At 60.8% G+C, this 26,019-nt stretch carries 28 protein-coding genes; 10 read left to right on the top strand and 18 right to left on the bottom strand.

The annotated features are described in order from the left end of the window. The first annotated feature begins 2 nt into the window (after nt 1-2). Genes gspH through gspM form a run of 6 tightly spaced genes read left to right on the top strand, consistent with a single transcriptional unit; the run spans nt 3 to nt 3,760 of the window. Nucleotides 3-470, top strand: a complete 468-nt coding sequence (gene gspH, locus AC1DVH_RS00190; protein ID WP_477752161.1) for a type II secretion system minor pseudopilin GspH — start codon at nt 3-5, stop codon at nt 468-470. Then, nucleotides 463-846, top strand: a complete 384-nt coding sequence (gene gspI / locus AC1DVH_RS00185) for a type II secretion system minor pseudopilin GspI (protein ID WP_477752160.1) — start codon at nt 463-465, stop codon at nt 844-846. The genes gspH and gspI overlap by 8 nt, the downstream gene beginning before the upstream one ends. Next, nucleotides 839-1,381: a type II secretion system protein GspJ gene (locus AC1DVH_RS00180; RefSeq protein ID WP_477752159.1), complete on the top strand. Its 543-nt coding sequence runs from the start codon at nt 839-841 to the stop codon at nt 1,379-1,381. Before gspI ends, AC1DVH_RS00180 begins: the two co-directional genes overlap by 8 nt. After that, nucleotides 1,378-2,229 carry a type II secretion system protein GspK gene (locus tag AC1DVH_RS00175; RefSeq protein WP_477752158.1) on the top strand — a complete coding sequence of 284 codons (852 nt, stop codon included), beginning with the start codon at nt 1,378-1,380 and terminating at the stop codon, nt 2,227-2,229. The genes AC1DVH_RS00180 and AC1DVH_RS00175 overlap by 4 nt, the downstream gene beginning before the upstream one ends. Beyond that, entirely contained in the window at nt 2,226-3,332 is a 1,107-nt protein-coding gene (gene gspL, locus AC1DVH_RS00170) for a type II secretion system protein GspL (RefSeq protein WP_477752157.1), read from the top strand. The genes AC1DVH_RS00175 and gspL overlap by 4 nt, the downstream gene beginning before the upstream one ends. Next, a complete protein-coding gene (gene gspM, locus AC1DVH_RS00165; protein ID WP_477752156.1) occupies nt 3,329-3,760 on the top strand; it encodes a type II secretion system protein GspM in 432 nt (143 codons plus the stop codon). Before gspL ends, gspM begins: the two co-directional genes overlap by 4 nt. On the opposite strand, the gene AC1DVH_RS00160 is transcribed toward gspM, so the two are convergent. Then, nucleotides 3,753-5,078: an MFS transporter gene (locus AC1DVH_RS00160; RefSeq protein ID WP_477752155.1), complete on the bottom strand. Its 1,326-nt coding sequence runs from the start codon at nt 5,076-5,078 to the stop codon at nt 3,753-3,755. The genes gspM and AC1DVH_RS00160 overlap by 8 nt on opposite strands. Nucleotides 5,079-5,151: 73 nt before the next feature. Here AC1DVH_RS00160 and AC1DVH_RS00155 point away from each other — a divergent pair, with 73 nt between their 5' ends. The 4 genes from AC1DVH_RS00155 (at nt 5,152) to AC1DVH_RS00140 (ending at nt 9,320) form a co-directional block, all read left to right on the top strand. After that, a complete protein-coding gene (locus tag AC1DVH_RS00155) occupies nt 5,152-6,048 on the top strand; it encodes a LysR family transcriptional regulator (protein ID WP_477752154.1) in 897 nt (298 codons plus the stop codon). A 402-nt stretch (nt 6,049-6,450) separates the two neighbouring features. Continuing rightward, nucleotides 6,451-7,071 (top strand): type II toxin-antitoxin system toxin DNA ADP-ribosyl transferase DarT, encoded by a 621-nt coding sequence (darT, locus tag AC1DVH_RS00150; RefSeq protein WP_477752153.1) that lies wholly within the window; start codon nt 6,451-6,453, stop codon nt 7,069-7,071. 1 nt (nt 7,072) lies between these two features. After that, nucleotides 7,073-8,149 carry a type II toxin-antitoxin system antitoxin DNA ADP-ribosyl glycohydrolase DarG gene (gene darG / locus AC1DVH_RS00145; RefSeq protein WP_477752152.1) on the top strand — a complete coding sequence of 359 codons (1,077 nt, stop codon included), beginning with the start codon at nt 7,073-7,075 and terminating at the stop codon, nt 8,147-8,149. A gap of 904 nt (nt 8,150-9,053) precedes the next feature. After that, on the top strand, nt 9,054-9,320 hold the full coding sequence (locus AC1DVH_RS00140) for a DUF6124 family protein (protein ID WP_477752151.1): 267 nt from the start codon (nt 9,054-9,056) through the stop codon (nt 9,318-9,320). A 253-nt stretch (nt 9,321-9,573) separates the two neighbouring features. Here AC1DVH_RS00140 and AC1DVH_RS00135 read toward each other — a convergent pair whose 3' ends face one another. The 17 genes from AC1DVH_RS00135 to AC1DVH_RS00055 are packed head-to-tail and all read right to left on the bottom strand — an operon-like array spanning nt 9,574 to nt 26,010. After that, nucleotides 9,574-10,800, bottom strand: a complete 1,227-nt coding sequence (locus tag AC1DVH_RS00135; protein WP_477752150.1) for a beta-ketoacyl-ACP synthase — start codon at nt 10,798-10,800, stop codon at nt 9,574-9,576. Beyond that, entirely contained in the window at nt 10,800-11,528 is a 729-nt protein-coding gene (gene fabG, locus AC1DVH_RS00130; RefSeq protein WP_095943253.1) for a 3-oxoacyl-ACP reductase FabG, read from the bottom strand. Before fabG ends, AC1DVH_RS00135 begins: the two co-directional genes overlap by 1 nt. After that, the gene (locus AC1DVH_RS00125) at nt 11,528-11,986 is read right to left on the bottom strand and encodes a hotdog family protein (RefSeq protein ID WP_223447458.1); all 459 of its coding nucleotides are present in this window, start codon (nt 11,984-11,986) and stop codon (nt 11,528-11,530) included. Before AC1DVH_RS00125 ends, fabG begins: the two co-directional genes overlap by 1 nt. Further along, complete coding sequence (locus AC1DVH_RS00120; RefSeq protein WP_477752149.1) at nt 11,983-13,179, bottom strand: beta-ketoacyl-[acyl-carrier-protein] synthase family protein; 1,197 nt, start codon at nt 13,177-13,179, stop codon at nt 11,983-11,985. The genes AC1DVH_RS00125 and AC1DVH_RS00120 overlap by 4 nt, the downstream gene beginning before the upstream one ends. After that, nucleotides 13,176-13,793, bottom strand: a complete 618-nt coding sequence (locus tag AC1DVH_RS00115) for a hypothetical protein (protein ID WP_477752148.1) — start codon at nt 13,791-13,793, stop codon at nt 13,176-13,178. The genes AC1DVH_RS00120 and AC1DVH_RS00115 overlap by 4 nt, the downstream gene beginning before the upstream one ends. Beyond that, nucleotides 13,793-14,518, bottom strand: a complete 726-nt coding sequence (locus tag AC1DVH_RS00110; protein ID WP_477752147.1) for a class I SAM-dependent methyltransferase — start codon at nt 14,516-14,518, stop codon at nt 13,793-13,795. The genes AC1DVH_RS00115 and AC1DVH_RS00110 overlap by 1 nt, the downstream gene beginning before the upstream one ends. Then, entirely contained in the window at nt 14,515-15,762 is a 1,248-nt protein-coding gene (locus AC1DVH_RS00105; RefSeq protein WP_477752146.1) for an NAD(P)/FAD-dependent oxidoreductase, read from the bottom strand. The genes AC1DVH_RS00110 and AC1DVH_RS00105 overlap by 4 nt, the downstream gene beginning before the upstream one ends. Next, on the bottom strand, nt 15,749-16,906 hold the full coding sequence (locus AC1DVH_RS00100; protein WP_477752204.1) for a sodium:proton antiporter: 1,158 nt from the start codon (nt 16,904-16,906) through the stop codon (nt 15,749-15,751). Before AC1DVH_RS00100 ends, AC1DVH_RS00105 begins: the two co-directional genes overlap by 14 nt. After that, the gene (locus AC1DVH_RS00095) at nt 16,906-19,245 is read right to left on the bottom strand and encodes an MMPL family transporter (protein WP_477752145.1); all 2,340 of its coding nucleotides are present in this window, start codon (nt 19,243-19,245) and stop codon (nt 16,906-16,908) included. The genes AC1DVH_RS00100 and AC1DVH_RS00095 overlap by 1 nt, the downstream gene beginning before the upstream one ends. Then, nucleotides 19,229-19,933 (bottom strand): outer membrane lipoprotein carrier protein LolA, encoded by a 705-nt coding sequence (locus AC1DVH_RS00090; RefSeq protein ID WP_477752144.1) that lies wholly within the window; start codon nt 19,931-19,933, stop codon nt 19,229-19,231. Before AC1DVH_RS00090 ends, AC1DVH_RS00095 begins: the two co-directional genes overlap by 17 nt. Next, nucleotides 19,930-20,355: an acyl-CoA thioesterase gene (locus AC1DVH_RS00085; protein ID WP_477752143.1), complete on the bottom strand. Its 426-nt coding sequence runs from the start codon at nt 20,353-20,355 to the stop codon at nt 19,930-19,932. Before AC1DVH_RS00085 ends, AC1DVH_RS00090 begins: the two co-directional genes overlap by 4 nt. Next, nucleotides 20,348-21,892, bottom strand: coding sequence for an HAL/PAL/TAL family ammonia-lyase (locus AC1DVH_RS00080; RefSeq protein WP_477752142.1), 1,545 nt, complete (start codon nt 21,890-21,892; stop codon nt 20,348-20,350). The genes AC1DVH_RS00085 and AC1DVH_RS00080 overlap by 8 nt, the downstream gene beginning before the upstream one ends. Next, nucleotides 21,873-22,814, bottom strand: coding sequence for an LpxL/LpxP family acyltransferase (locus AC1DVH_RS00075; protein ID WP_477752141.1), 942 nt, complete (start codon nt 22,812-22,814; stop codon nt 21,873-21,875). Before AC1DVH_RS00075 ends, AC1DVH_RS00080 begins: the two co-directional genes overlap by 20 nt. Then, a complete protein-coding gene (locus AC1DVH_RS00070) occupies nt 22,811-23,545 on the bottom strand; it encodes a glycosyltransferase family 2 protein (protein WP_477752140.1) in 735 nt (244 codons plus the stop codon). The genes AC1DVH_RS00075 and AC1DVH_RS00070 overlap by 4 nt, the downstream gene beginning before the upstream one ends. Beyond that, the gene (locus tag AC1DVH_RS00065; RefSeq protein ID WP_477752139.1) at nt 23,538-25,217 is read right to left on the bottom strand and encodes an ApeI family dehydratase; all 1,680 of its coding nucleotides are present in this window, start codon (nt 25,215-25,217) and stop codon (nt 23,538-23,540) included. The genes AC1DVH_RS00070 and AC1DVH_RS00065 overlap by 8 nt, the downstream gene beginning before the upstream one ends. Next, nucleotides 25,214-25,759, bottom strand: a complete 546-nt coding sequence (locus AC1DVH_RS00060; RefSeq protein WP_477752138.1) for a COG4648 family protein — start codon at nt 25,757-25,759, stop codon at nt 25,214-25,216. Before AC1DVH_RS00060 ends, AC1DVH_RS00065 begins: the two co-directional genes overlap by 4 nt. After that, nucleotides 25,756-26,010 (bottom strand): acyl carrier protein, encoded by a 255-nt coding sequence (locus AC1DVH_RS00055; protein WP_007992314.1) that lies wholly within the window; start codon nt 26,008-26,010, stop codon nt 25,756-25,758. Before AC1DVH_RS00055 ends, AC1DVH_RS00060 begins: the two co-directional genes overlap by 4 nt. Nucleotides 26,011-26,019 lie beyond the last annotated feature (9 nt).

Raw genomic sequence — 26,019 nt, 5'->3', positions numbered from 1 at the left:
CCGTGGGCTACCGCTGCCGAGGGTTTACCTTGCTGGAATTGATGGTCGTGATTGTCGTGGTCGGCGTCTTACTGGGCATGGTGAGCCTTGCCGGTGGGGGCAGTCCCGCGCGTGAGGTGAAGCAGGAAGCCGAGGTGATGATGCAGGTGATCCATCAGTTGCGTCAGCGCGCCGTGTTCGAAGGTCAAGAGTACGGCCTAAGGCTCAGTACCGATGGCTACCGGGCGATGCGCCTGGAAGTGCGCGGGTGGGAGCCGGTGGCGGCGCTTTCTCGCTGGCCCCTGAACGTGCGCGTACGTTTTCAGCAGGATGGCTATGCGGTAGCGCTGGACGCTGACGAAGGACCGCCGCAGTTGCTGATACTCAGCAACGATGAAACCAGTGCCTTCACCCTGACATTCGAGTCCGGCAACAGGGCCTGGCTGAGCCTGTCTGGCGATGGCCTCGGCGAGGTAACGATCGATGGTTAGCCCGCGATCCCGATCCGCCATGGGCGGTTTCACGCTGCTGGAAATCATGGTGGCGTTGGCGGTCTTCGCGACATTGGCGGCAGCCGTTCTGTCGGCCAGTCAATACGCGGTGAAGCAGCGCGGCGCCGTTGAGGCGCGACTGTTCGCGGCGTGGCTGGCGGATAACCGGTTGAACGAATTGCGCCTGCAATCCGGCCTGGCGGCCGGCCAACTACAACAGATCGTGTCGATGGATCAGCGCGACTGGGTGCTGCAACAGCACATCAGCGCCACCCGCGATCCGCGTTTGCTCCAGGTCGACATTCAGGTCAGCCCGGCGAACAGTGCACACGCCTTGCATCGTGCCAGCGGCTGGATACTCGCGGTTCATGAATAAGCAGCGTGGGTTCACCTTGCTGGAGCTGGTCATCGCCATGGCCATCTTCGCCGTGCTGGGGCTGGCCAGCTGGGGCTTGTTCGATAGCGTGCTGCGAGTGCAACAGGGCGCGACGGCTCACGAGCGAGAACTGAGGAGCCTGCAACGGGCCGTGGCGGTGATCGAGCGGGATCTGCTGCACATCACCGTACAGCCGATGGTGCTCGCACCGGCGCTTTTGCAGTTCCAGCGCAGTCACTGGCGCAATCCTCTGGACCAACCGCGCAGTGAGCGTCAGGCGCTGACCTATCGACTCGATGGCGGCGTGCTGTGGCGCGAAAGCCAGGGCGAAGGTACGGAGTTCGTGCAGCGGCAAAAACTGCTGGAAGGTGTGCGCGAGTTGAGCTGGCGTCTGTTCGACAACCCGTCCGGCTGGGTCGCCCTTTGGCCGGCCGGGGAGGATGCAAAGGCGCCCTTGGCGCTGGAGTTGCAAGTCTCTGTCGGGCGCTTCGAATCGATCCGTCGGGTGTTGCCAATGCCGGGTGCATTGCCATGAACGGGCACCAACGCGGCATTGCGTTGATCAGTGTATTGCTGGTCATGAGCCTGGCACTGCTGATCACCGGTGGCTTGTTGCGCAGCCATCACCTGTCGCTGCAAAGCAGTGGGCAACAGTTGCAGCAGATACAGCTACGGCAACTTGCATCGGGCGGGGAAACCTGGGCGTTGTTGCTGTTGCGCGACGCGTTACAGGACACGAAAAAACCCGTCGAGCGGATTCAAGGCTGGATGGCCATGGCGCCAGGTTTCGAGGTTGAAGATGCGCAGATCCGCATCGATATCGATGACCTCGCCGGGCGCTTCAATCTCAATGCGTTGTTACGCCAGGGGCAGGTGGATCAGGTCACCCTCAACCGTTGGGCGCGCCTGCTCGAGCTGCTCGAACTGCCTCCTGTGCAACTGAGCCAGGTCGGGCCGCTGCGGGAACTCAGCCAGCTGCGCTTGCTGCCCGGCATTGACGCTCGCTTGCTGCAGCGGCTGGAGCCCTGGGTGGCGCTGCTGCCCACCGACACAGCCTTGAACATCAACACCGCACCGGCGCTGCAGTTGAGAACGCTCGGCGAGGTGGATGCCGCGACCGCCGATGCGCTGGCGATTCAGGCCGCAAAAACGCCTTGGGCGAGTGTCCAGGCGTTTACCCAGGACCCATTGCTCTCCGGGCAGGGCTTGAGCAGTCACGGACTTGGCACCCATAGCCGCTGGTATCGGATCAGCGTGCAGGTGAGCCGCGACGGGCGCGAACTGCACCTGGCTACGGATGTCGGGCACGACTCCAAGACTCGAAAACTGACGGTGCTGCAACGACGTTTTCTTCCCATGAATAGCCACGAGAGGCAGCGATGAGCACTTGGCTTTACCTGACCGCCGAGGGGCAGGACGCGCCATCGGGCCTGTGGCCCTGCGTCCTGTGGTCGCCAACCGGTCAACGCCTGCCGATGCCTCTGAATCAGGCGGCCTCGGCATTGCAGGGGCAGGCGGTCGATGTGCTACTGCCCATGGAAATGTGCAGTTGGCTACGCAGCGAGCCATGGCCGGCACGGCGCAGACCCGAGGCGCAGGCCATCGCCTACGCCGTCGAAGATCAACTGGGTGAAGTGCTGGAAGTTGTGCATCTGAGCGTCGGCGCTCGTGATCGTGACGGCTGCTTCCCGGTCATGGTCATTGGCCGGGAAAGGTTGGCCGCCGTGCTCGACTTGCTGCGTGAGGCGGGTATTGAGGTGCGCGGGGTGTTCGTCGATGCCGATGTGTTGTCCGGCGATCAGCCATGCGGTGCATGGTGGTTCGGTCGTTGGTTGTTGGGTGCAGGCTTGCCTGCGCGCCTGGCATTGTCGCAAGACCACCTGGCGCTGCTCGCCCGGTTATTACCCAAGGACATGCAATGGCTGGACGAGCGTGAGGCCCCCGCTGTCATCGACCAATGCCTGACCCACCGTCCAACCCGGGCCATCAACCTGCTGCAAGGCGTGTTCACCCCGCGCGGCAAGCGTCTGCCCTGGCGTGCCGGCGGGTGGGCGCTGTTGATGCTGGCGCTGTTGACCTGGGGTGCCAGTGAAACGCGGATCCGCTTCCTCGACAGCGAAGCTCTCCGTCTCACCACCCAGAATGAACTGCGATTCAAGGCGCTTTACCCTGAGCAAGGCCGCATCGTCGATATGGCAGCGCAACTCAAGGCCCTGCAAAGCCAGCCTGTGGATTCGCAAAACACCCGCATTGCAGGGCTGGTCCAGTTGATTGACCAGGTGATCGGCGCCAGTCCGGTCGAGGTCCAACGCATCGAGTTTCGAGCAGGCGAAGGCTGGAAAATCCAGCTGACCGCCAGCGGCTTTACCGAGCTGGAGCAATTGCGTGAACGCGGACGACAACAAGGCATGCCCGTCCGTCTCGATAGCGCGAACAAAGCCGCTGACCGGGTGCTTGCCACCCTCACCGTGGAGGACGAGGCATGAAGCAGGCATGGCGGCGCATTTCTGTGCGCGAACAACGGCTGTTGCAGGTGTTGGGGGCTTTTTTGCTGGCGGTTGTGGCTTTCAGCCTGATCTGGCAACCGACCCGGCAGAGGCTGGAAACAGTCGAGCGACAATACCAACAGCAGGCGGGGCTGGCCGCGCAACTGCAGCGGGCGTTACCGCGCAGCCATGTCCCCGTCGACACCGATCAACCGCTGTCACTGCGCATCAGCGAAAGCGCCACGGCGGCGGGGCTGGAAATCCGTCAGATGGAGAGCGACAGCGATCTGCTGCGCGTGACCCTCAATGGCAATGCGCAGCCCTTGATGCAGTGGCTCGATGGGATCGAGCGCGGTGGAGTCGCGCTGCAATCCCTGACGCTGGAGAAGCGTGACGATGCCCTGGAGGCGCGGCTGGTGCTCAGATAGGCGAGGTGTTCTGCGGCAACAACGGCAACTTCGCCAGCTTCAACGCGATCAGCAGCGCAATCACCAGCAGCGAACCGATGAACAACCCGATCCCGTTCCACCCGCCCATATGCCAGAACACGCCGCCTGCCGTTCCGGCGATGCTCCCACCGGCGTAATAGCTGAACAAGTACAGCGACGATGCCTGCCCCTTGGCCCTGGTGGCGCGGCGGCCGATCCAGCTGCTGGCCACCGAGTGGGCGCCAAAGAAGCCGAAGGTAAACACCAGCATGCCGATGATCACCAGCGGCAGCGGCGTGAACATCGTCAAAGCGAGGCCAGCGATCATCAGCGCGATGGTGCTCCAGAGCACTTTGCGGCGACCGAGTCTGTCGGCCAGCGAGCCGATTTTCGCTGAGCTGTAGATGCCCGACAGGTACACCACCGACAGCAACCCGACGAAGGCCTGTTCCATGTGGTACGGCGCGGCCAGCAGGCGATAGCCGATGTAGTTGAACAGCGTGACGAACGCGCCCATCAACACAAAGGCTTCAAGAAACAGCAGCGGCAGGCCGGCGTCGCGAAAGTGCATGGTGAAACCGTCGAGCAGGCTGCGCGGGTGCAGCGAGCGGGCACGGAAGTTGCGAGATTCCGGGAGGATTTTCCAGAACACCGCCGCGGCAATCAGCGCCAGGCCACCGATCACCAGCATCGCCGTGTGCCAGCTGACGAAGTCGATCAAAACCCCGGTGATCAAGCGTCCGCTCATCCCGCCAATCGCGTTGCCGCCGATGTACAAACCCATGGCGAGGCCGATGTGCTGTGGGTGGATCTCTTCGCTCAAGTAAGTCATCGCAACCGCAGCCAGACCGCTCAACGACAATCCAATCAGCGCACGCATCAGCAGCACACCGTGCCAGCTCGGCATCATCGCACTGGCCATGGTGCACAGCGCAGCGGCGAACAGTGCTGCCACCATCACCGGTTTACGCCCGATACGGTCGGAAATCGGGCCAGTGATCAGCAGGCCGATGGCAAGCATGCCGGTGGCGATAGACAGGATCAGGCTGCTCTGCGCCGCGTTGATGGAATACTCGTGGGACAGCAGCGGCATCATCGGCTGCACGCAGTAGAGCAGGGCGAAAGTCGCGAAGCCGCCGCAGAACAACGCCAACACCGTGCGCATGAACGCCGGGGTGCCTTTTTCGATGTGGATTTCCGCCAGCTCAGCGGCGATAGCGTCCGGCGCTGCGGGAGGAACTTCATGGGCGAGTGGGGCGACAGCAGTTTTCACGTTGGACCTCGGAGGACGCAGCCGGTCAGGCAATGAAAAAATCATATAGCTGGCTAATGATTCAATCCAATATATTGTTCGACCTATTTGATAGCTTTTAYGACCTAATGGGGTTTCCATGGAATTGCGACATCTGCGCTACTTCATCGCCGTCGCCGAAGAACTGCACTTTGGCCGCGCCGCACAGGTACTGGGCATCTCCCAGCCGCCGCTGAGCCAGCAAATTCAGGCGCTGGAACAGGAAGTCGGCGCACGGCTGTTCGAACGTACCAATCGTCGGGTCGAGCTGAGCGAAGCCGGTCGGCTGTTTCTGCAAGAGGCGCGGCTGGTGCTGGCACAGGTCGACAAAGCGGCGGATGTCGCGCGACGGGCGCAACTGGGCGAGTTGGGTGAGCTGAAAATCGGCTTCACCTCGTCGGCACCCTTCAACTCGACGATTCCCCAGGCGATTTTCACTTTCCGCCAGCGCTTCCCGGCGGTGCATCTGAACCTGCGGGAGATGAGCAGCACCCAGGTGGCCGATGCGCTGGTGGACGAATCGATTGAAGTCGGGATCATGCGCCCGCTCGGGCTGCCGGACTGCCTCAGCGTGGTCGAATTGATGCGCGAGCCGCTGGTTGCAGTGCTCAACTCCAAGCACCCGTTGGTAGTGGGTAGCGAGGAGGGCTTGTTTCTGTCAGCCCTGGCGCTTGAGCCCTTTGTGTTTTTTCCGCGTAGCTACGGCAGTGGTCTGTATGCGCAGTTGCTCAGCCTGGCCCGGGACTCCGGTTTCAGTCCACACTTCGCCCAGGAGGCCGGTGAGGCGATGACCATCATTGGGCTTGTGGCCGCAGGTCTTGGTGTATCGGTGCTGCCGGCGTCTTATCAGCGGATGCGCATCGACGGTGTGGTCTACCGCTCGCTGCTCGATCCGGCGGCAGTGTCGGCGGTGTGGCTGGTGCAGCGCAAGGATCAGAAGTCGGCGATGGCGAGGGCGTTTGTGGAGTTGTTGACGCGGAAGGTTGAGGGGAAATAATCGTTAATACGAAAAGCTTGGTGCTCACCTGATGGGCGCTCGCCATTAAGCGATTTGGATTCAGCTTTTTTGAGCGAGTGTAGATGGTGGGGTTGAGCGGTAGGTACGCTATGCATTGTCGTGGCCGTTCGTCTGACGAAATGGTCGTGCTCTGCCATGCCTGATTTTTTGTTGCTGGGTCCGATTTCCGCTTATAGAGAGGAAGGAAGCTGCCGGAGGTGGCATTTTGCACTCGGTATTGTTCGCATGACAATGTGTCCATTAAATACCCTAGCGCATGTCTGACAGGTATCACATATCATTAGGTATCTGCACCGACGACACCGCACACTATGCCCCCTCGTCTCGCGCTCACGATGGGAAGGTCAAGCCTTTTAAAATGCTAGGCACAGGCGATTGTTGATGACATTCAATCCGCATGAAAAATTGATTTATCACATCACGGACATCACAAACCTCTCAGCTATCATGGAGTCTGGGTTGCTTTCTGATGCTGTCATGGCAGCCCGAGGTGGGCATGAAATAATCGGCTATCCCCACATCAAGCAGCGAAGACTTGAAGTCTTAACGGTGGATTGCTGCGACTCAAAATACGTGGGGCAGTTCGTCCCTTTCTATTTTTGTCCGCGCTCTCCTATGCTCTACACTATAAATCTTGGTAATACAGGTAGGGCTGCGGGCTGCCAAACAGAGATTCTCCATCTGGTGAGTACTGTTGGAAATGCGTTGCCTGATGATCGTGATTGGGCCTTCAGCGATGGTAATGCAGGAGCATGCCATACCTCTTTTTATGATGACTTGACCTCAATGGTAGACCTAGATTGGTCAGCGATTAATGCCAGATTTTGGCAAGGTAGGACCCATGAGAAGCAGGCAGAGTTTCTGGTTGAGGAGCACTTTCAATGGAACCGCTTTCATGGCATCGGTTGTCATAACGCAGAGGTAGCGCAGCGGGTAGGTGCGATTTTGCAGCGCTCTGCCCACCGGCCGGAAGTAAAGGTGAAAAATGACTGGTACTACTGACATGATCAAACTTAGCAAAGGCAATCTTCTCAAGGCGCCTGCGGAAGCTTTGGTGAATACAGTCAACACCGAAGGCGTGATGGGCAAAGGAATAGCGTTGCAATTCAAGCAAGCTTTTCCTGAAATGTATAAAAGCTACCAGCAGGCTTGCAAGGATCAGACAGTCATACTTGGAAAGGTACATGTCTATGATTTAGGTGGGTTGGTTGGTGGGCCGCGGTGGATTATTAATTTTCCAACTAAGGGTCATTGGCGGTCAAAAAGTAAGCTGGAAAGCATTCAGCTCGGGCTGGAAGATTTGGTACGGACAGTGAATGACTTACATATCAAATCTATAGCTATTCCGCCGTTAGGCTGTGGATTGGGCGGTTTAGATTGGAGCGAAGTGAAACCAACGATTGAGCAGGCGTTTGCAACTGTGCCGGAAGTTCAGGTTTTACTGTACCCGCCAAACGGTGCGCCTGCGGCTAAGGAAATGCTGAATGCAACGGAGCGTCCAAAAATGACCGATGGTCGAGCAGCTCTTGTAGTGCTGATGCAACAGTACTTGAAGGGTTTTTTGGATCCTTGCGTCAGTCTATTAGAAGTGCATAAGCTTATGTATTTTTTGCAAGAAAGCGGAAAACCATTACGACTTCAGTTCGAACAGAAGCCGTTTGGCCCTTATGCAAAAAACTTGCGTCAAGTATTGATAAAGATTGATGGCCACTTCATTTATGGTTATGGCGATGGTAAGGACGCCCCAACTAAACCACTTGAGCTAAAACCAGAGGCGGTTTCCGAGGCTGTTGAGTTTTTGAAAAACGATGTCGATACCCACAATAAAATGGAGCGAGTTGCAAAGCTAATTGAAGGGTTCGAAGATCCGTATGGTATGGAGTTGCTAAGCACTGTTCATTGGGTAATGTGCCATACGCCATCGGCCAATAATGATCCGGATGTCGCGGTCAGGGCGGTGCAGGATTGGAGTTCTCGAAAAAAATCTCAGATGAAACCTGAACATCTGAAACGTGCATGGAATCGACTCAAAAAACTGAATTGGGATAGTGAATCGAGAAGCAGTGCATCTATAAGTTAGTGTCTATCGATACCTTAATATAGCGCAAGATTTCTTCATTTTGCGCTCTCAAGTCAAACGATTGAAAGCCCCGTAGTTGTGTAACCTACGGGGCATTGTTCGTTTGCTTAAATCCTAGGTTCAACTAGCTTGGCTAAGGTGGCCATGCTGGCCACATGGAAGTTTAGCTCCTTCACCCCCCCCCCCCCCGAAAAATGTGTTAGCCGAACGTCTAGGGCGTCGCAGGTGGCTTCGAGTCTCATGGGAACAAAAAAATAGACTTTGGCTTTGCGAGCAGGGAACGGATCCGAAAGAGCAATACGGTAGRGCGAGACATATTTTTACCGCGAGCAAGCTTCCGTGCCAAATTTAAGTGTGTTGGGAGTATGCGTGCGACGAAAATTCAGCGCTGACTGTGGGAGATTTCCGAAATATCTCGTTCCGTTTTCCTCTTAGTTCAGGATATTTCGAAGGGGAAGGAGTTAGCGGACTTTCAGTCTTCGGCGAAGGCCGCGGTTGCGCGCATTGGTATCGATCGGTGTGCGTAATTGTTCGGTATACGTCGGTTTCTATGGACTCCGGTAATCAATGTTAAAGAGCAAAGATGTCATCTTTCCGCGAGGCTACAGCACCTTGCGGTGTTGCCTACAACTACGTCAGAATTCGCCGGCTTGTGCGTCTTTGGGGCTGCCAGTAACTTGAATCGCGTCACTGATTGTCAGTGATCGGGTTTAGTAGCCCGTGGTTTCAGGGCGTATGGCGCATCAGACTGTCAGGTATTCAGTTCCTGCACTTTATGGTGGCTGTGCGTAGGGCGCTTTTGGGCGCGCCGGCTTCCTGATTCCCCGGTCTACTAACCTGCGTACAGCTACCACCCCCTTGTTTAGTAGCTTGGGAGTGGTCGGCATAACTTGGTATTCAGGAAATGGACAAAACGACTCAAAATTCACCGGATACCGATCCGGACGCTCCACACCAACCTAGTACCCTCTTCCTCATAGCCCCCGACATCGACAACCACACCCTACTGGAATACGCCTGTGTGTCGCTGGCATCAGCCAATGCCATGGCGAGTGATTTCGCGAGGAATCTGAACGGAGCGCAGAGCAATACATTGTTGGGGATTCAGCAGTCGATCATGTTGGGGGAGCTGGCGGTGAATCGGGTGTTGGATAACCTCGACTCGCGCTAGTAAATCACGGGTAACTGATCGTTCCCGAAAGGGGCTTGTGAGACTCTGAGGATCCTGGGCAACCAGCCATCGCAGAGCCAGACAGGTCGATGCTGAGTCGACCTGTTTGAGAAAGACCCTATTGTGGCGAGGGAGCTTGCTCCCGCTGGGTCGCGTAGCGGCCCCAAAAGGGGACTGCTGCGCAGTCCAGCGGGAGCAAGCTCCCTCGCCACAGGTTATTCATTGCTTACCGGTAATTCTTCAAATTGCCTTGTTACGGCCAGCGCTTGAAAATCAGCGAAGTATTCACCCCGCCAAACGCAAAGTTGTTATTCATCACATACCGATTGCTCATCTGCCGAAACTCGCCGCGCAGGTAGTCGAGCTTGCCGCAGTGCGGGTCGACTTCGTCGAGGTTGAAGGTGTGGGCGTACAGGTCGCGGTTCATCATTTCGATGCTGAACCAGGACTCCAACGCACCGCAGGCGCCGAGGGTGTGGCCGAGGAAGCTTTTCTGCGAGCTGATCGGCATGTGTTCGCCGAACAGGCTGCTGGTGGCCAGGGTTTCGGCGATGTCGCCCTGTTCGGTGGCGGTGCCGTGGCCGTTGACGTAGCCGATGTCCGAAGGTTTCAGCCCGGCGTCTTCCAGGGCCAGTTCCATGGCCCGGCGCATGGTGATTTGTTCGGGACGGGTGGTGTGCTGGCCGTCGGCGTTGCTGCCGAAACCGACGATCTCGGCATGGATGTGGGCGCCGCGGGCCAGGGCGTGTTCCAGTTCTTCGAGCACCAGCATGCCGCCGCCTTCGCCGATCACCAGGCCATCGCGTGCGGAGTCGTAAGGGCGCGGGCTGCGTTGTGGGGTGTCGTTTTTCAGGCTGGTGGCGTAAAGCGCGTCGAAGACCATGGCTTCGGTCGGGCACAGTTCCTCGGCACCGCCGGCGAGCATCAGTGGCAGGCGCCCGAACTTGATCGCCTCGTAGGCATAGCCGATGCCTTGGCTGCCGCTGGTGCAGGCGCTGGACGTCGGGATCAGGCGGCCGGTGAGGCCGAAGAAGATGCTGATATTGGCTGCCGTGGTGTGCGGCATCATGCGCACGTAGGAGTTGGCGTTCAGGCCCTCGGCCACTGAGTTGAGCAGCATGTTGCCGAACGCCTTGATCTCGTCGGTGCTGCCGGTGGAGGAGCCGCAGGCGACGCCCATGCGCCCGTCCTTGATCGACTCGTCGCCCAACAGGCCGGCGTCGGCCAGTGCCAGTTCCGACGCACCCACAGCAAGCCGCGAAACCCGGCCCATGCTGCGCAGTTGCTTGCGGGTCCAGTGGCTCGGCACCTTGAAGTCATCGATGGGGCCAGCCAGGCGCGTGTTGAGCTCGGTAAAACGATCCCACTCGTCCATCCGGCGGATGCCGCTGCGGTTGGCCGCGAAGTTGCCGGCGATGGTCTCCCAGTCGCTGCCCAGTGAGGTAATGCCGGCCATGCCGGTGACGACGACGCGCTTCATCAGCACAGGCCTCCGTTGACGGCCAGAACCTGCCGGGTGATGTACGAGGCTTCCGCCGACATCAGGAAATTCACCGCGCCGGCCACCTCTTCAGGGGTGCCCATGCGTTGTGCGGGGATCATTTTCATCAGTTCTTCCACCGGCACGTTTTCGTCGAGCATGGCTGTGTCGATCAGGCCGGGTGCGACACAGTTAACGGTGATTTTGCGCTTGCCCAACTCGATCGCCAATGCCTTGGCCGCGCCGATCAAACCGGCCTTGGAGGCACTGTAGTTGACCTGGCCACGGTTGCCGATCAGCCCCGACACCGAGGTGATGCAGACAATCCGTCCGGCGGCGCGACGACGGATCATCGGCATCATCACCGGGTGCAGCACGTTGTAGAAACCGTCGAGATTGGTGCGCATCACCACATCCCAATCCTCCTCGCTGAGGGCCGGAAAGGCTCCGTCGCGGGTCAGGCCGGCATTGAGCACCACGCCGTAATAGGCGCCGTGGGTTTCCACGTCGGCTTCGAGAATTTCTTTGCAGCGGGCGCGGTCGGAGACGTCGAACTGCAGGATGCGCGCACGACGGCCCAAGGCCTCGACTTCGGCCTTGACGGCTTCTGCGTCCGCCAGGCCGCTGCGGCAATGCAACACGATGTCGTGCCCGGCCTGGGCCAGGCGCAAGGCGATGGCGCGGCCGATGCCACGGCTGGAACCGGTGACCAGTACGGATTCAGTCATCACTGGACTCCTTCGGGTTCATGGAGATATTGAGCGGCCTGGGGAGGGCGGAACACATTCAGACGAGCGGTGACGTGAATGCCGGGGGCGTTGATGTGGCACTCGAACACGCCCATGCCGTTATCGTCTTCCAGGGAGCGAATCCCGTGGATGGTCAACTCGGTGCCGGCCGGAAAACTTTCGACGTTGCATTCGAACTTTCGGCTGCCGAGCAGGAAGCCCAATTCCACCGCATCGCCACGCTGGCGCGCATGGCAACCGGCGAAGGCGGCCACGCTCTGGGCCATCAGTTCGATGCCGACCCAGGCCGGCAGGCTGCCGTCGGGGAGGTTGAACAGGCCATCGGGCTTGACGGTCAGGCGCGTGTGAATCTGCTCTTCATCGAACGCCAGGATCCGATCGATAAGGATCATGTCGCCAGCGTGGGGCAGCAGTTCGGCGAGCGGCCAGTCAATCATGGGGCGTCTCCGATAATCAGGCTGACGTTGTTGCCACCGAAGGCAAAGGAATTGCTCATCAGGTAGCGGGGTGCAATGGACGTCAGGCGCGTAGCCGAGGTCACCCATTGCAGCGGCGGCAGTTCGGGGTCGGGCTGCCCGTCCCAGACATGGGGCGGCAGGGCATGCTCGCGATTGATTGCGCAAAGGCTCAACCAGCAGAACGCCGCTTCCAGCGCGCCGGCTGCACCGAGGGTGTGGCCGGTCATGGGCTTGCTCGACGAACAGGGCACGCCGGCCGGGAACAGTGTCGCCACGGCCTGGCTTTCCATGGCGTCGTTGTGCTGGGTGGCGGTGCCGTGCAGGTTCAGATAAGCGATCTGCTCCGGTTGCAGGTTGGCGCGGCCCAAGGCTTTGCGCATGGCTTGCAGGGCGCCACGCCCGCTCGGCTCTGGGGCGGATATGTGATGCGCATCGGAACTGGCGCCGCTGCCGAGCAGGGCAATCGGTTGGCTGTCGCCTGCACGCTTGGTCATCAGGAACAGCACCGCCGCTTCGCCAATGTTGATGCCATTGCGGTTCACCGAAAACGGATTGCAGCGTTGTTCCGAGACCGCTTCCAGCGCCGAGAAACCGTTGAGGGTCAGTTTGCACAAGGTGTCGACACCGCCACACAGCACCGCGTCGCAAATGCCCAGGTCCAACAGGCGCTGGGCGCTCATCAAGGCTCGGGCGCTGGAAGTGCAGGCCGTGGAAATGACATAGGCCGGCCCGCTCAATTGCAGCCACTCGGCGAGGAAGTTCGCCGGTGCCCCGAGTTCCTGTTGCTGATAGTCGTACTCGGCAGGGAACTGCTTTTCGCGCAGGTAATGCGCCAGGCCCTGGCTGGCCTCGTCGATGCCCGAGGTGCTGGTGCCCAGCACGACGCCGATGCGGTCGCGGCCGTAGGTCTGGATCGCGCTGTCGATGTCCGCGCGGATTTGCAGCGTGGCTTCCAGCAACAACTGATTGTTGCGACTGTGATGGCGTGACATGTCGGTTGGAATGCTTGCCAGTTTGCCCTGGACCGCGCCGACCGGCAGCGTGCGTTCAGGCACCCACCCGGTCTGTTCGCGCATGCCGCCGCAGTCGCCGGCAAAGAGCTTGTTGGCCACTTCCTGCTTGTCGCGGCCCAGCGCGCAGACCAATCCGAGGGCATTGAGGTAAGCCGTCATGGCGTTTCACCCGTCAGGGGCGTGACTTGATAGGTCGGACCACTTGGAAACTTCAATTCAAAATTCTGCGGTTGTGCGTAGCGAATGTCCCAGCGCTCGGGCAGGGACCGTTGTCTGCCGTGCTGCCAGGCGTCGGGATAGTTGGCCGCCAGTTCGTCTTTCGGCGTCAGCGCAAACAGCAGCGCCGCGAACAGCTCGCGGGCTCGCGGATTGGGTGGCAAGAAACCATCGGACTCCCAGGTTTTATCGACCAATTTCTGGCGGGCCTGGGGAATGCCCAGCAGGTCCATCATCGACCAGCGAATACCCGCCTCTTCACGCTGGATCACCAGTATCCAGTCCTGGCGATCGTCGGGCTGTAAGAGCTGGATGTGCAGTTGCAGCGGCAACGGCAGATCCGGATTTTTTTCGGGCAGCGGCGCCCGGCCGGCGCAGGCGCTCAGCAACACAACCACGGCGACCAACAGAAATCGCAGAATGCTGGTTACCCCTGTGGGAGCGAGCTTGCTCGCGATGGCGGCGGCAAATCCGGCATATCCGTTGGCTGACCCACCGCTATCGCGAGCAAGCCCGCTCCCACAGGTTTGGTGTTTCAAGCGGCTGGCAATGAACATCACACAGTTCCTTCAAAAGGTTTGCGCGCCACCACATTGACCAGGGTTTCTTCCCGTTGGCCAAAGGGCTTTGGCTTGCACACACCCAATAGTTCGAGCAGGCCGAAATCCTTGGCGCGACTCCACCACAGGTACGGATAAGACACGTTTTTCTCGGTAAATTCGAAACCCTGCTGGCGAATCATTTGCAGATACTGCGGGGCGCTTTTCTGCACATGCATGGGGTGGCGGAACAACCAGCGGATCACCCAGGTATCAATGTAAGCCTCGGTGGATTCGGCGAACAGCAAATAACCGCCGGGTTTGAGCACGCGATAGAACTCGGCCAGTGCCTGTTCCTGCTCCACCAGATGATGGAAGGTCTGGTGACAGAACAGCAGGTCGATACAGGCGTCCGGCAGGTTGAGGCTGGCGCAGTCACTGCCGATCAACTCCACTGCCATGCCCTGGCGGGCCGCTTCTGCGCGGCTCTGGTCCAGGCTCTGGGGATCAGCATCGACGCCAATCAGACGACCGGGCGCAAAGGCCTGGTGCAGTAGCGGGAATGACTTGCCCTGGCCGCAACCGGCATCCAGCAACACCGGGCTAACCGGTAGCGCTTCGCTGAACAGGTTGCGCAAATCGTCGATCGCCAACCGCAGCACATAGTGTTGCCAGATCCGGCTGCGCAGGAACCACAAACCGAAACGGGTTTCTTCGACGTAGTGGTCGCTCAAGTAGTTCATGACGCATCCATCGCACAGAACTCCGATATCACCTTCAACCGGCGCCTGGCTTCGCTGACGAACGGGTTGCGTCGGTCCCAGGCGTACCCGGCAAGAATGGAGCTGATCATCCCGCGGATTTCAGGCGAACTGCCCTCATGGAAGATCACATCCTGGAAAGTCCCGGCGTACCAGCCTTCGACATAGCAACGGAACGTGTCGACGCCGCGCTTGAGCGGTTCGGCGAACTCGGTTTGCCAGTCGACGGCTTCGCCTTGCAACTGACGGTGCAACACCCCGGCGGCCATGCTTGCCGAACGCATGGCAATAGTCACGCCGGAGGAAAACACCGGGTCGAGGAATTCCGCGGCATTTCCCAGCAGCGCGAAACCCGGGCCGTGCAGGGTTTTGACGTTGGCCGAGTAACCGCCGATGGTCCGGGCCTCGGTGTCCCACTGCGCATTTTGCAACACACTGGCCAGGCTTGGCGTCTCGGCGATAAAGCCGCGCAGACACTCGTCCAGATTGTCGCTGCGGCCGGCGAAACGTTCCTCGGCGGCGACCACGCCGACCGAGCAGCGCCCATTGCTGAACGGGATGGTCCAGAACCACACGTCGCGCTGGGACGGATGAGTGGTCACCAGGATCTTGCTGCGGTCGAAGGCCGGGAGGTCGATACGGTCTTCGACGTGAGTGAACACGGCCTGACGCACCGGGAAATTCGACGGTGCCTCGAGGTCGAGCAAGCGCGGCAGCACGCGGCCGTAACCACTGGCATCGAGCAGGAAATCAGCCTCGATGCGGTATTCGCTACCGTCTTCGCGGCGCACGCCGAGCTGCGGTTTTTCCGGGGCATTGTTGACGCTGACGATGGTTTCGCCATAGCGAATCTCCACGCCTTGCAGCGCGGCCTGATCGGCCAGCAGCTTATCGAAATCGGCGCGCTGGACCTGATACGTCGTCGATTTGCCGTGGCTGAACGTCTCGCCGAAGTCGAATGCGCTGTAGCGCTCGCCCCAGGCAAACGCGGCACCGGTTTTCACCTGGAAACCGGCCGCGTTGACGGCGTCGAGCATGCCCGCTTCTTCGACGAAATCCAGGCAATGGGCCAACAGGCTTTCACCGATGGAGAACCGTGGGAAATGCTGACGCTCGATCACCAGCACATCGTGGCCCTTGCGCTTGAGCAACGCGGCGGCGATGGCACCGGAAGGGCCGGCGCCGATGACCACGACCTGGCGACATTCCATTTCAACGGTTGGCATGGGGGCTCCTTGCCGGGACAGCGGCTTTCAGGGGGATTCGGTGCATGCCGGTCAGGGCAGGCAGCAGTGTAGCGATCAGGCCCATCAGCATCAGGGCAAAGTACAGCGGCGGGCTGATGAGTTGCTGTTGCAGCAGCAGGTTGAGAAAGACGATCTCACTCAAGCCGCGGATGTTCAGCAGCACACTTTCCCGCCAACGGCTGGCGCCCTGGAACGAGGCTCCGGCCCAGCCGAGGCCGAGCCAGTTACCCAGCAGTTTGCTCAGCATCGGCAACAGCAGCAGGGCCAGCAGTTGCCCCCAGCCGAGGCTGTCGATCGCGCTGTGCACGTTGATCTGCACGATGCCGAACGTGAGGATCAGCGGGATGGCGATGTACGTCTGCAACCGGATCATCCACAAGGCCGGCAACGGCAGCACCAGCGGCGCTTTCAGTGCGGCCATGATCAACACATAGCCGATGCCGAAAATCAGCGCATTGAGCTTGAAGTGTTCGGCGAAGACCAGCAGGGCGAAAAAGCTCAGGCTGTAAAGCCATGTCTGGCGCAAGCCGAGCAACCGCAGCAGCACCGGCAGGCACGCGCCGGCCAGCGGCAGCAACAGGCTGCTCAGGTGCAGGCTGCCTTGGGCGATGCCGAACAGGGTCCAGCAGGCGAGGTCGATGAGGATCGCGGTTTGCACCAGTCGCCGGGTGGCGGCGGGTGGGTAATCGATGTGCCGCAGGTACAGGTACAACACCGGAATCGCGGTGATGGCGAACAACAGGCCGACGGCCAGCGAACTGATCCACGGTTGCGCCGGCAACAACCAGACCGCCGTGGCCAGGCCGCAGGCAAACGGAAGGCAAAAGCTGGGCAGGGCGATTTTCAGGCTCTGGCGATCCAGTTGCAGGTCGATCACATCGCTGAGGATGTAGCCCAGCAACAGGGCAAAGCTCAGGCTGTAGAGGTTCTTCAGCCAGCCCGGCGACACCAGCAGCGCACCGCTCAATTGCCATTGGGGCTCGATCCAGAAATACATCAACAGTGGCAAGCCGAGGGTCGCCAGCAACAACTGGCTGACGATGGGAATCAGGCCGAAATGCCGGCCGACACGGGTCGCCACCGCGAACAACGCCAGCGCCATCGCCCAGAACAGCACGACCATCACGCTGCCCGCTCCACGGCCGTGGGCTCATGCACCTGTTGACCGGCCCACGGCGCGAGCAGGAAGCTGAAGATCAGGCCGAGGCTCACCGACAGTCCGAAGTTACTCACCGCCGGGGTGCTCGACACCGCCAGCAAACCGAAGGACAGCCAGGTGGTCAACGCCGCCAGCAGGGTGCCCAGCAGGCTCACGGCCGCGCCGCCGACCTGTTCGCGCATCAGGATCGCGTAATCGACACTGATCGCCGTCACCAGCAGCAGGCCGAACAGACTGAACAGGGTCAACGGCTGCCCCAGCCAGCCGAGGCTGGCCAGGCTGCACAGCGCTGCCAGCAGTGGCAGGGACACGATGCGCAACGCGCCGCCGAGGCCGAAGGGCAGGATCAGCACCAGCACGATCAGCACGCAGGAGGCGAGTTTCAGTTCCGCGGCACTGATTTGGGTGGCCGCGAACACATTGTTCAATTCACCCAGTCGATCCACCAGTGTCACGCCGGGTAAATCCTCACCCTGGAGCCGCAGCAAGGCGGGGTTGTTGATACCTTGCAGGCTGACCATCGCCGCCACGCCATCATCGGTCGGCCCCAGCCACAGGGCCCGGTAGGGTTCTGCCAACGGGCCGGCCAGCGCGGCGTCGATGTCCTCGACAGGCAATGCCTGTAACTTCGTTAGCTCGGCTTGCAGCGCCTCAGCCGGTATGCCGATGTCGAGCAACGGTTGCCAGAACGACGGCAGTTTGCTCAATGCTGCGCGCACCTGTTGCTGTTCGTTCGGCGGGCTGACCAGTTGATTGAGCGACAGATAGCCCTGGAGCTTTTCCAGGCCAATCAATTGATCCAGTCGCTCTCTCAGGGCGGTTTGGCGTTCGAGCAACTGCTGCTGATTGGCGGCGCGTATCAGGAAGAACTGGCTGGTGGGTTGATAGCCGGTGATCCGGGCAATGGTCTGGGCTTCGTCGGTCAATTGTTGCGGCGCGCTGATCCACTGGCGGATGTCGTTTTTGCTGCCGAGCTGTAACAGTCCGCCCACGCAAAAGGCGATCAGCAGCGCCAGCAAGACGGGTGTTTTCGCCTGTTTGAGCAGCGCTTCACGACAGTCCAGCAACAGCTCGCAAACACGCAATGGCCACTGCGCCGGGCGCAGGTCTACGCCCTTGAGCAATGCCGGCAGCAGGCACACCGCGGACAGATAGGCGCCGAGCAAACCGGCGGCAGAGAACGCGGCAATCTGGGTCAGCGCCGGGAAGGGGGTCCAGGCCAGGGCCAGATAGCCGATACCGCTGGTGATCAGGCTCAGGGTCAATCCGGGCAAGGTCATGCGCAGGGCAGGCCAGCTGTGCCAGGGTTTCAGGCTCCAACTCTTGGACAGGTAATGCAGCGGATAATCGACCGCGACACCGATCAGGCTCGAGCCCAGCACCAGCGTCATCACGTGCATATGGCCGAACAACGCCACGCAGGCCACCGCACCGAAGAGCATGCCCACCACTACCGGCACGAACGCCAGCAAGACGCGCCAGCGCCGGAAGGCCAACAACAGCAACAGCAAAATCCCGACGGTGGCACCGCCCCCGACCCAGGTCATCTCCCGGGCAGCCTGCTGTTGCCCGTTGGCTGCGTACAACAAGCCGCTAGCGGCGAGCAGTTGCACGTCGTGCCGGGCGGCTTCTTCGCGACTGTGCTCGAGCAAGTCGGCCACTTGCAGCGGCAGGTTCATGTCGAAGGCGTTGCCGGTGGTGCGCGCGCGCAGCAATACCCAGCTCTTGCCATCGGCATCGGCGACCAGGGCGCCGCTGCCGATGTCCAGTTGCACCGAACCGCGTTGTGGCTGGCTGTTCTGGATGCGCCCGGTCAGGCCCAGCCAGTCGTCCTGGCTCGGCACCAGGCTGTAACCGTTGAACGGGTCGAACAAGGCCTGCACCCGTTGCTGGATAAAGGTGCCGGGGTGCTCGATCAGCAGTTGTCGGTCCGCCGCCTGGAGCATCGCCAGGCGACCTTGCAGCAACTGCGTGCGCAGCGCCGGCAAGTCGGCTTGCAGGGTCCACTGGACCTTTTCGAACAGTCCGCTGGCCTGCCATTGCTCGCCGAGGGTCTGCGCCATGGCGACGGCCTGCTGGCGATCGGTGTGGCCGACCAGCACCAGCATTTCGCGGTTCAGCGGTTCCTGCATGCGTTGTTCGGCGCGCAGTTCCAGAGCATCGGGCGCCGTGCCGGGTACCAGTTCCATCAGGTTGGCCGACAGTGGCGCGCCGTCACGCCATTGCCAACCGGCGAGCGCCAGTACGGCCAGCAGCAGGAGCAGAAACAGCCGTGGCAACCACCGTTCACTCGGCAAAGTCATGTTGCTCCGCATCGCTCAAGGGTTGGGTGCCGGTGCTGTCCTGCATGCGCAACAACGTGCTGTCGCCCTGGGTTTCGAGCAGTTCGATGCTGTGCACCAGTTCCGCGCCGGTTATGTTGATCTGGTTGAACACCTGCTTGAGCAGCATTGAGCGCGGCAACAGCGTGAGCTTCCAGTTCTGTGCGTCGCCGCTCAGGGACAATTCGAAATCCCGTTGCAGGCCGCTGCTGTCACCTTGCAGCACGGCCAGGAACAAACGGTTCTGCTCGGCACCGGCGCTTTTGCCCGGCAGCATTTGCCAAACAATGCCGTCACGCCGGGCAATGCCTTTGGCGGTGATGCGATAGTCCTGTTGCAGTGGCGTTTTCAGCAACCACAACAAGCCGTGGTTTTTTGCCAGGACGAACGTGCCCTTGCTGACCAGCGGCTGGGGCAGGGCGCGCAGGTGTTTTTCCTGGGTGAAACTGCCGTGGATCACCTCGGGCCTGGCCAGTTGATCGCTGAGTTGTTGCAGGTCGAAGGCATGGGCTAGTCCAGGAATGCCCAGTAGCACGCAGAACACTGTAGGAGCGAGCTTGCTCGCGAAAAACCTGAGGGCGCCGCGGACTGTCAGGTGCCCGGCGTCATCGTTAACGACCATCGCGAGCAAGCTCGCTCCTACAGGGAAGCGGGAGGGGTAGAAAATCATCGCAGAGCTCTCTCTACGGCGTCGGTGAACACTGTCGGCGAGGCCAGTTGCATCTCGCGGCTGGCGAGGTCGACGGCGACTTGTACCGACATGGCCCGGGTCAAACGTTCGCCGGTTTGCAGGTCGCTGATCAGGTAGTTGATCTTCAAGCGGTTCTCCCACTCCACAAGGTTGGCGCGCACGTTGAGTGTCTGGCCGAACACCGCACCGCGCACGTAGCGCAATTGCAGGTCGATCACCGGCCACGCGTAGCCTGACTCGTTCATCGCCGTGTAGTTGTGGCCGATCTTGTCCAGCAGCGCACAGCGGGCGACTTCCAGGTATTTGACGTAATGGCCGTGCCAGACCACGTGCATGCTGTCGACGTCAAAGAACGGTACGACGATTTCCGTGTCGGTGTAGAGAAATCCCTTGCTACGCATGCAGCCTCCAGTGTTGTTCGGYGATGCGTAGCAGGCACAGGCGCAATTCGCCTTCCAGCGCGCGGTCTTCGATGACCGGTGGGAAGTCCTTGGCCAAGGCTTCATGCATGGCGGCCAATGCGGGTGGCAGTGGTCGTGCATCTTCAGCCTGACCGCGCAGCCAGACACCCTGATTGGCCGCCAGCAGCGTGGCGGCCGCCACCTGTTCAGTGAGCTCCAGCACGCGGATCGCATCCCTGGCGGCAATGGTGCCCATGCTCACTTTGTCCTGGTTGTGGCATTCGGTGGAGCGCGAAAAGACACTGGCCGGCATGGTGTTTTTCAGCGCTTCGGCGGTCCAGGCACTGGTGCCGATCTGCACCGCCTTGAAACCATGGTTGAGCATGGCGCGGTCAGCCGTGGCGCCGGACAGGTTGCTCGGCAAGCCATGGTTATAGCGCTCGTCCACCAGCAGCGCGAGTTGCCGGTCCAGCAGGTCGGCGACGTTGGCCACGAGGTTTTTCAGGCTGTCCATGGCGAACGCGATGTGGCCGCCGTAGAAGTGCCCACCGTGCAGCACACGCTCAGCCTCAGCGTCGATGATCGGGTTGTCGTTGGCGCTGTTGAGCTCGATCTCGATGAACGAACGCAGCCAGTTCAGGCTGTCGGCCAGCACGCCCAGCACATGGGGTGCGCAGCGCAGGGAATAACGGTCTTGCAGGCGATGCAAGGGGGCGGTCGGCGCGTCGATGGCCAGATCCTTGCGCAACCACGCGGCGACTTGCATCTGCCCCGGGTGTGGCTTGGCGGCGAACAGGCGCTCGTCGAAGTGCTCCGGGTTACCCTGCAGGGCGACCACGTTCAGCGCGGTGATGCGCGTGGCCAGTTGCAGCAGGTAATCGGCGCGGGCGTACGCCAGGCAGGCCAGACCGGTCATCACCGCGGTACCGTTCATCAACGCCAGGGCTTCTTTCGGACGCAACACCAGTGGTTGCCAGCCGAGTTCGCGGTGGACATCGGCGGCCTGCCGGCGCTCGCCGCGGAACATCACTTCGCGTTCGCCGGACAGCGTGGCGGCAACGTACGAAAGCGGCGTCAGATCACCACTGGCGCCCACCGAACCTTCTTCCGGAATCAGCGGCAGGATGTCGTGTTCAAGGAACGCCTGCAGGCGCTCCAGCAACTCCACGCGCACCCCGGACACACCGTGGCACAACGACTGCAAACGCGCCGCCAGTACCGCGCGAGTGGCCTGGGCGTCGAGCAGTTTGCCCAGGCCGCAGCCGTGGAAGGTGTACAGATGACGGGGCAGCGCCTCGACGTGATGCAGTGGCACCGCGACCACGCAGGAATCGCCGTAACCGGTGGTCACGCCGTAGATCACGCCTTCCTTGTCCAGCAGAGAGTCCAGAAAACGCGCGCCCTTGGCGATGCGCTCGCGGTAGGCGGGATCGCTTTGCAACTGCGTCGGCACCTTGCGGTTGGCCAGTGCCAGCACATCTTCAATGCGCAAAGGGCGTTCGCCGAAGGTTACCGGCTCAAGCGTTGGCGTCGTCATCGGTCTTCCAGAAAGGGTAAAAGTTGAACCATTGTTGGGGCGCTTCGAGGCAATAGTGACCCAAGCGTTCGGCGTAGCGGGAGGCCCACTGATGAATGACCTGTTCGCGGTCGCTGCGTTTCCAGGTGATTGCCTCAGCGAACGGCTCAATGCTCAGTCGATAATCGCCGTCGGGCTTTTTCAGGCACAGCAGCAGGTTGACCGGGCATTTCAGCAAACCGGCCAGCAGCCACGAGCCCTGGGGGAACCTGGCCGGATGACCGAGGAAGTCCACGGTCACGCTGCGTCCGCCATGCAGCGGCACGCGGTCGCCGGCAATCGCCAGCCACTCGCCACGCTCCAGGCGCTCGCTCAGTTGCAGCATGATCCCGGGGTCGAGCTCGCTGACCTGGATCAGGCGCAAATTGGTCGCCCCGGCTTCGCCCAGCAAACGGTTGAACTGTTCGGCGTGCTTGGTGTGCACCAGCACGTTCATCGTGACCTTCTCGCCGATTTCCGCCAGTGCGCGGCAGACTTCCAGATTGCCCAGGTGCGCGCCCACCAGCATCTGCCCGCGGGCACCGCGCAACTGGTCACGCAGCAGCGCCGGGTCGATGATTTCGATTTGTTCGATGCTCAGCTTGCCGTTCCAGACGTCGAGTTTGTCGAGCATGGAGTCGGCGAAAGCCATGAACTGGCCGAATACCCGCCAATGGCTCGGGCGTAGCTCGCTGCGTCCGCTCCAGTCGGCCAGGCGTTGTTGATATTGCCAGGCACTTTTGCGTGCGCTGCGACCGAACAGGAAAAAATACAAGACGATGCCGTACAACACGGGGCTCAGTACCCGACGGCCCAGCACTTTGGCGCCGAAGGCGGTGAGCTTCATCAGCCAGAAACTGCCTCGTTCTTCGCGGTCGGCCCAGTGTTGTTTGTCTGCGCTCATGCCCGCCACCGTCGCCAGAGGATCACTGGCGCCCGCAGCAACATGCCAAAGAACAGCCGCGTGTGCATGCTGGAAATCAGCACGTTGTCGTGGAACATCCGAAAATGCGAAACGCCGTCCAGCGGGTAATGGACTTTGGTTTGCAGCCATTGCATCGGCAGATTGCGCCAAGCCAGGCGCACCAGGATGTCCGAGTCGAAGTCCATGCGCTTGCCGATTTTCGCTGACTCGATCAACGCCAGAACCGGTGGCAATGGGTAGACCCGGAAACCGCACATGGAGTCGCGAATCTGCAACGACAGGGTGTTGATCCAGACCATGACGTGGGTCAGGTAGCGCGCATATAAACGGCCTTTCGGCACGCTGGCGTCATATAGCGGATAACCGCAAATCACCGCCTGTGGGTAGCGGCGTGATTGTTCGATGAAGCGTTTGACGTCCTGCAAGTCGTGCTGACCATCGGCATCCACCTGCAAGGCATGGCTGAAACCCAGGCGCGAAGCTTCGCGCAAGCCGGTCATGACCGCGCCACCCTTGCCCTGGTTTTCGGCGAGGCGGATCAGGTAAACCATTTCACGCTGGGCCAGGCGATCCAGCACCCGGGCGCAGCGCGGGCTGCTGGCATCGTCCACCAGAATGCACGGCAGATGGCTGGCGATCAGGGCATCGACCACCGTGGTGATTGCGTCTTCGTGGTTGTACACCGGGATGATGGCGCAGGGGCTATGCATGCGCCACCTCCAGCAAGATCCGCCCGCTTGAGCAAGTGGCGGTTTCGTTGCGATAGGCGAAGTACAGTTTGCCGCGTACCGGGTCAAAGCGCAGGTGCAGCTGGATCTCATCGCCCGGGCGCACCAGTTGCTGGAACTTCAAGACTTCCATGCCGGCGAATTTTTTCGGCAGGTTCATCAGTTGCTGGCCCAGACTCAGCGCCCAGTCCACCTGCACCACGCCAGGCAATACCGGCGCCGTGGGGAAATGACCGCTGAAATAGGCCAGGTCCGGTGGCACGGCCAGTTGCAGGCTCCACTCGCCATGGCTTTCGACTTGCTCCAGCACCTCAGGCGCTTTGGGGCGCGGTGCCAACAGCAAGGCATTGACGTCGGCCTGGGGCAGTTTGCCCTGAGTGTTCAGCGGCAGATGCCGCAGCAGACGCCAGCGCCTTGGCAAGGCCAGGGCTTCGCAGTGTTGGCTCAGGTGCTGGCGCAGTTGCTCGGTGAGACTGCGTCGACCCTGATTGCGCAGCACATGCAAACCGGCATCGCTCAGCACCAGCAACGCTCCCAGGGAGGCACGGTTTTCCTGAATGACACCGAGCCGCGCTTCGACGACCCATTCATGGGCTGTCAGAGCCTGTTCCAGCGTCGGCAGCGAGATGCGTTTTTCTTCCAGCTTGACGATCCGGTCAAGTCGCCCAAGCAATTCGAAGCGCCCATCGACGGCGATGCGTGCTGAATCGGCAGTCTGTTCGACATGACCGCCAGGCAAGTAGGGCGAAGCGATCAACAGCGCGCCATCACTGTCTTGAGTCAGCGTGACTTCGGCAAAGGGCCGCCAGAGTTCAGCGCCCTGACGCCAGGCGATTCCGCCGGTTTCCGAACTGCCGAAAATTTCCGTTGGCCATTGCCCCAGACGTTCGTGAAGGCTCTGTGCGGCCTCGACCGGCAATGCACCGCCGGAGGAAAAAACCCGGCGCACTGAGCTCAAGGCAGGCCAGTCGAGGTTGTCGCCCATGCGCTTGAGCAACGCCGGGCTGGCCACCCAGGCGAAGGCCGGGTACTCGCGGCTGGCGCGTTGCAGGTCTTCCGGAAAGGCCAGCTGCCGACGTACGAACGGGCGCCCGGCGCACAGCGGCCACAGCACCCGAAACAGCAGACCGTAGATGTGCTGGGTGGCGACGCTGCCAATGATGCACGCCGGGCCCAGGTCGGCGCCCCACAGCTGTTCCAGGGCTTCGACTTCATTGGCCAGTTGGCGCAGTTTTTTTTCGATGCGCTTGGGTTCGCCACTGGAGCCCGACGTGCACAGGCTGAGTTTGCATTGATCGAGATCCAGCGCGGCGGCACTGAGCGGCGGCTGTTGGAAATCACCAAGGTGCGCATCGCCGGGCTGATCGGTCAGCCACAGATCGACATCATCTGACCAACGTTGGCGAGTCTGCGGTTGCAGGTCAGACGGCAGCAACACACTGACCCCGGCACGCCAGGCGCCAAGCAACGCGATCGCCAGATCGGCGGCATCCTCGAGGTGCACGGCCATCTGCCGGACACCCCGGGCTTGCAGGCCGGCGGCCAGGCGCAGCGCCTGTTCGCACAGTTGGGCGTGATCCAGTGCCGGAGCGGTCGCTACGGCGCGCTCCGGCGGAGCCTTGAGCAGCAGGTGCTCAAGTTTTATCCAATTCATGGGCGGCCTCGTACCCTTAGTCTTATCAGCCATTCAATGGCAAACATCAGGCCTATCAATCCGTAGGAAATCAGGCCGGTGTACAGCGTCCACCAGCTCAGCGGCGCCCAGAGGGTCAGGGCGGCGGCGCACACACCGTTGCAGAGAAAAAAAACGCTCCAGGCGATGGTTACCTGACGGGTATAGCGAATGCCCTCGGCCGGCAATTGCGGCTCGCGTACCCGGGCCAGGCGTTCAACGATCGGTGGGCCGAATGTCAGGCTCGATCCGAACAGCGCCAACATGAAGGCGCTGATCAACACCGGATACCAACGCAACAGCGCCGGGCTGTCGAACAGTGCCAGCAACAGGCAGAACACAATGGCCACCGTGGCCATCCACAGRCTGCCAGGCCGACGTTTGCCGGTCAGTGCCCGGGCCAGCCACAGTCCGCCCAGCAGCAGACCGAACTGCCACGGGGCGAAATGCTCCATGCCGAAATACACCGCAAAGGGATACAAAAGGCCTGCCAGCAGCAGGCCGAGGCCAATCAGTCGATTCATGCGGCCGGTTGAACCAGACGGTAGACCGCCTCGACCACGTCACTGACGGTACGCACCGATTTGAATTCTTCGGCGGCGATTTTCTTGCCGGTCTGACGTTTGATGTGATCAATCAGGTCGACCGCATCGATGCTGTCGATTTCCAGGTCCTGATACAGGTTGGATTCCAGGCTCACACGCTCAGGGTCCAGTTCGAAAAGCTCGACCAGGGCATCGCGCAGGGTGTTGAAAATGTCGTCACGAGTTTGCATGGTCCGGTC

Source organism: Pseudomonas sp. P4_C3 (assembly GCF_056402075.1).
This window is presented reverse-complemented; position numbering and strand designations above follow the sequence as displayed.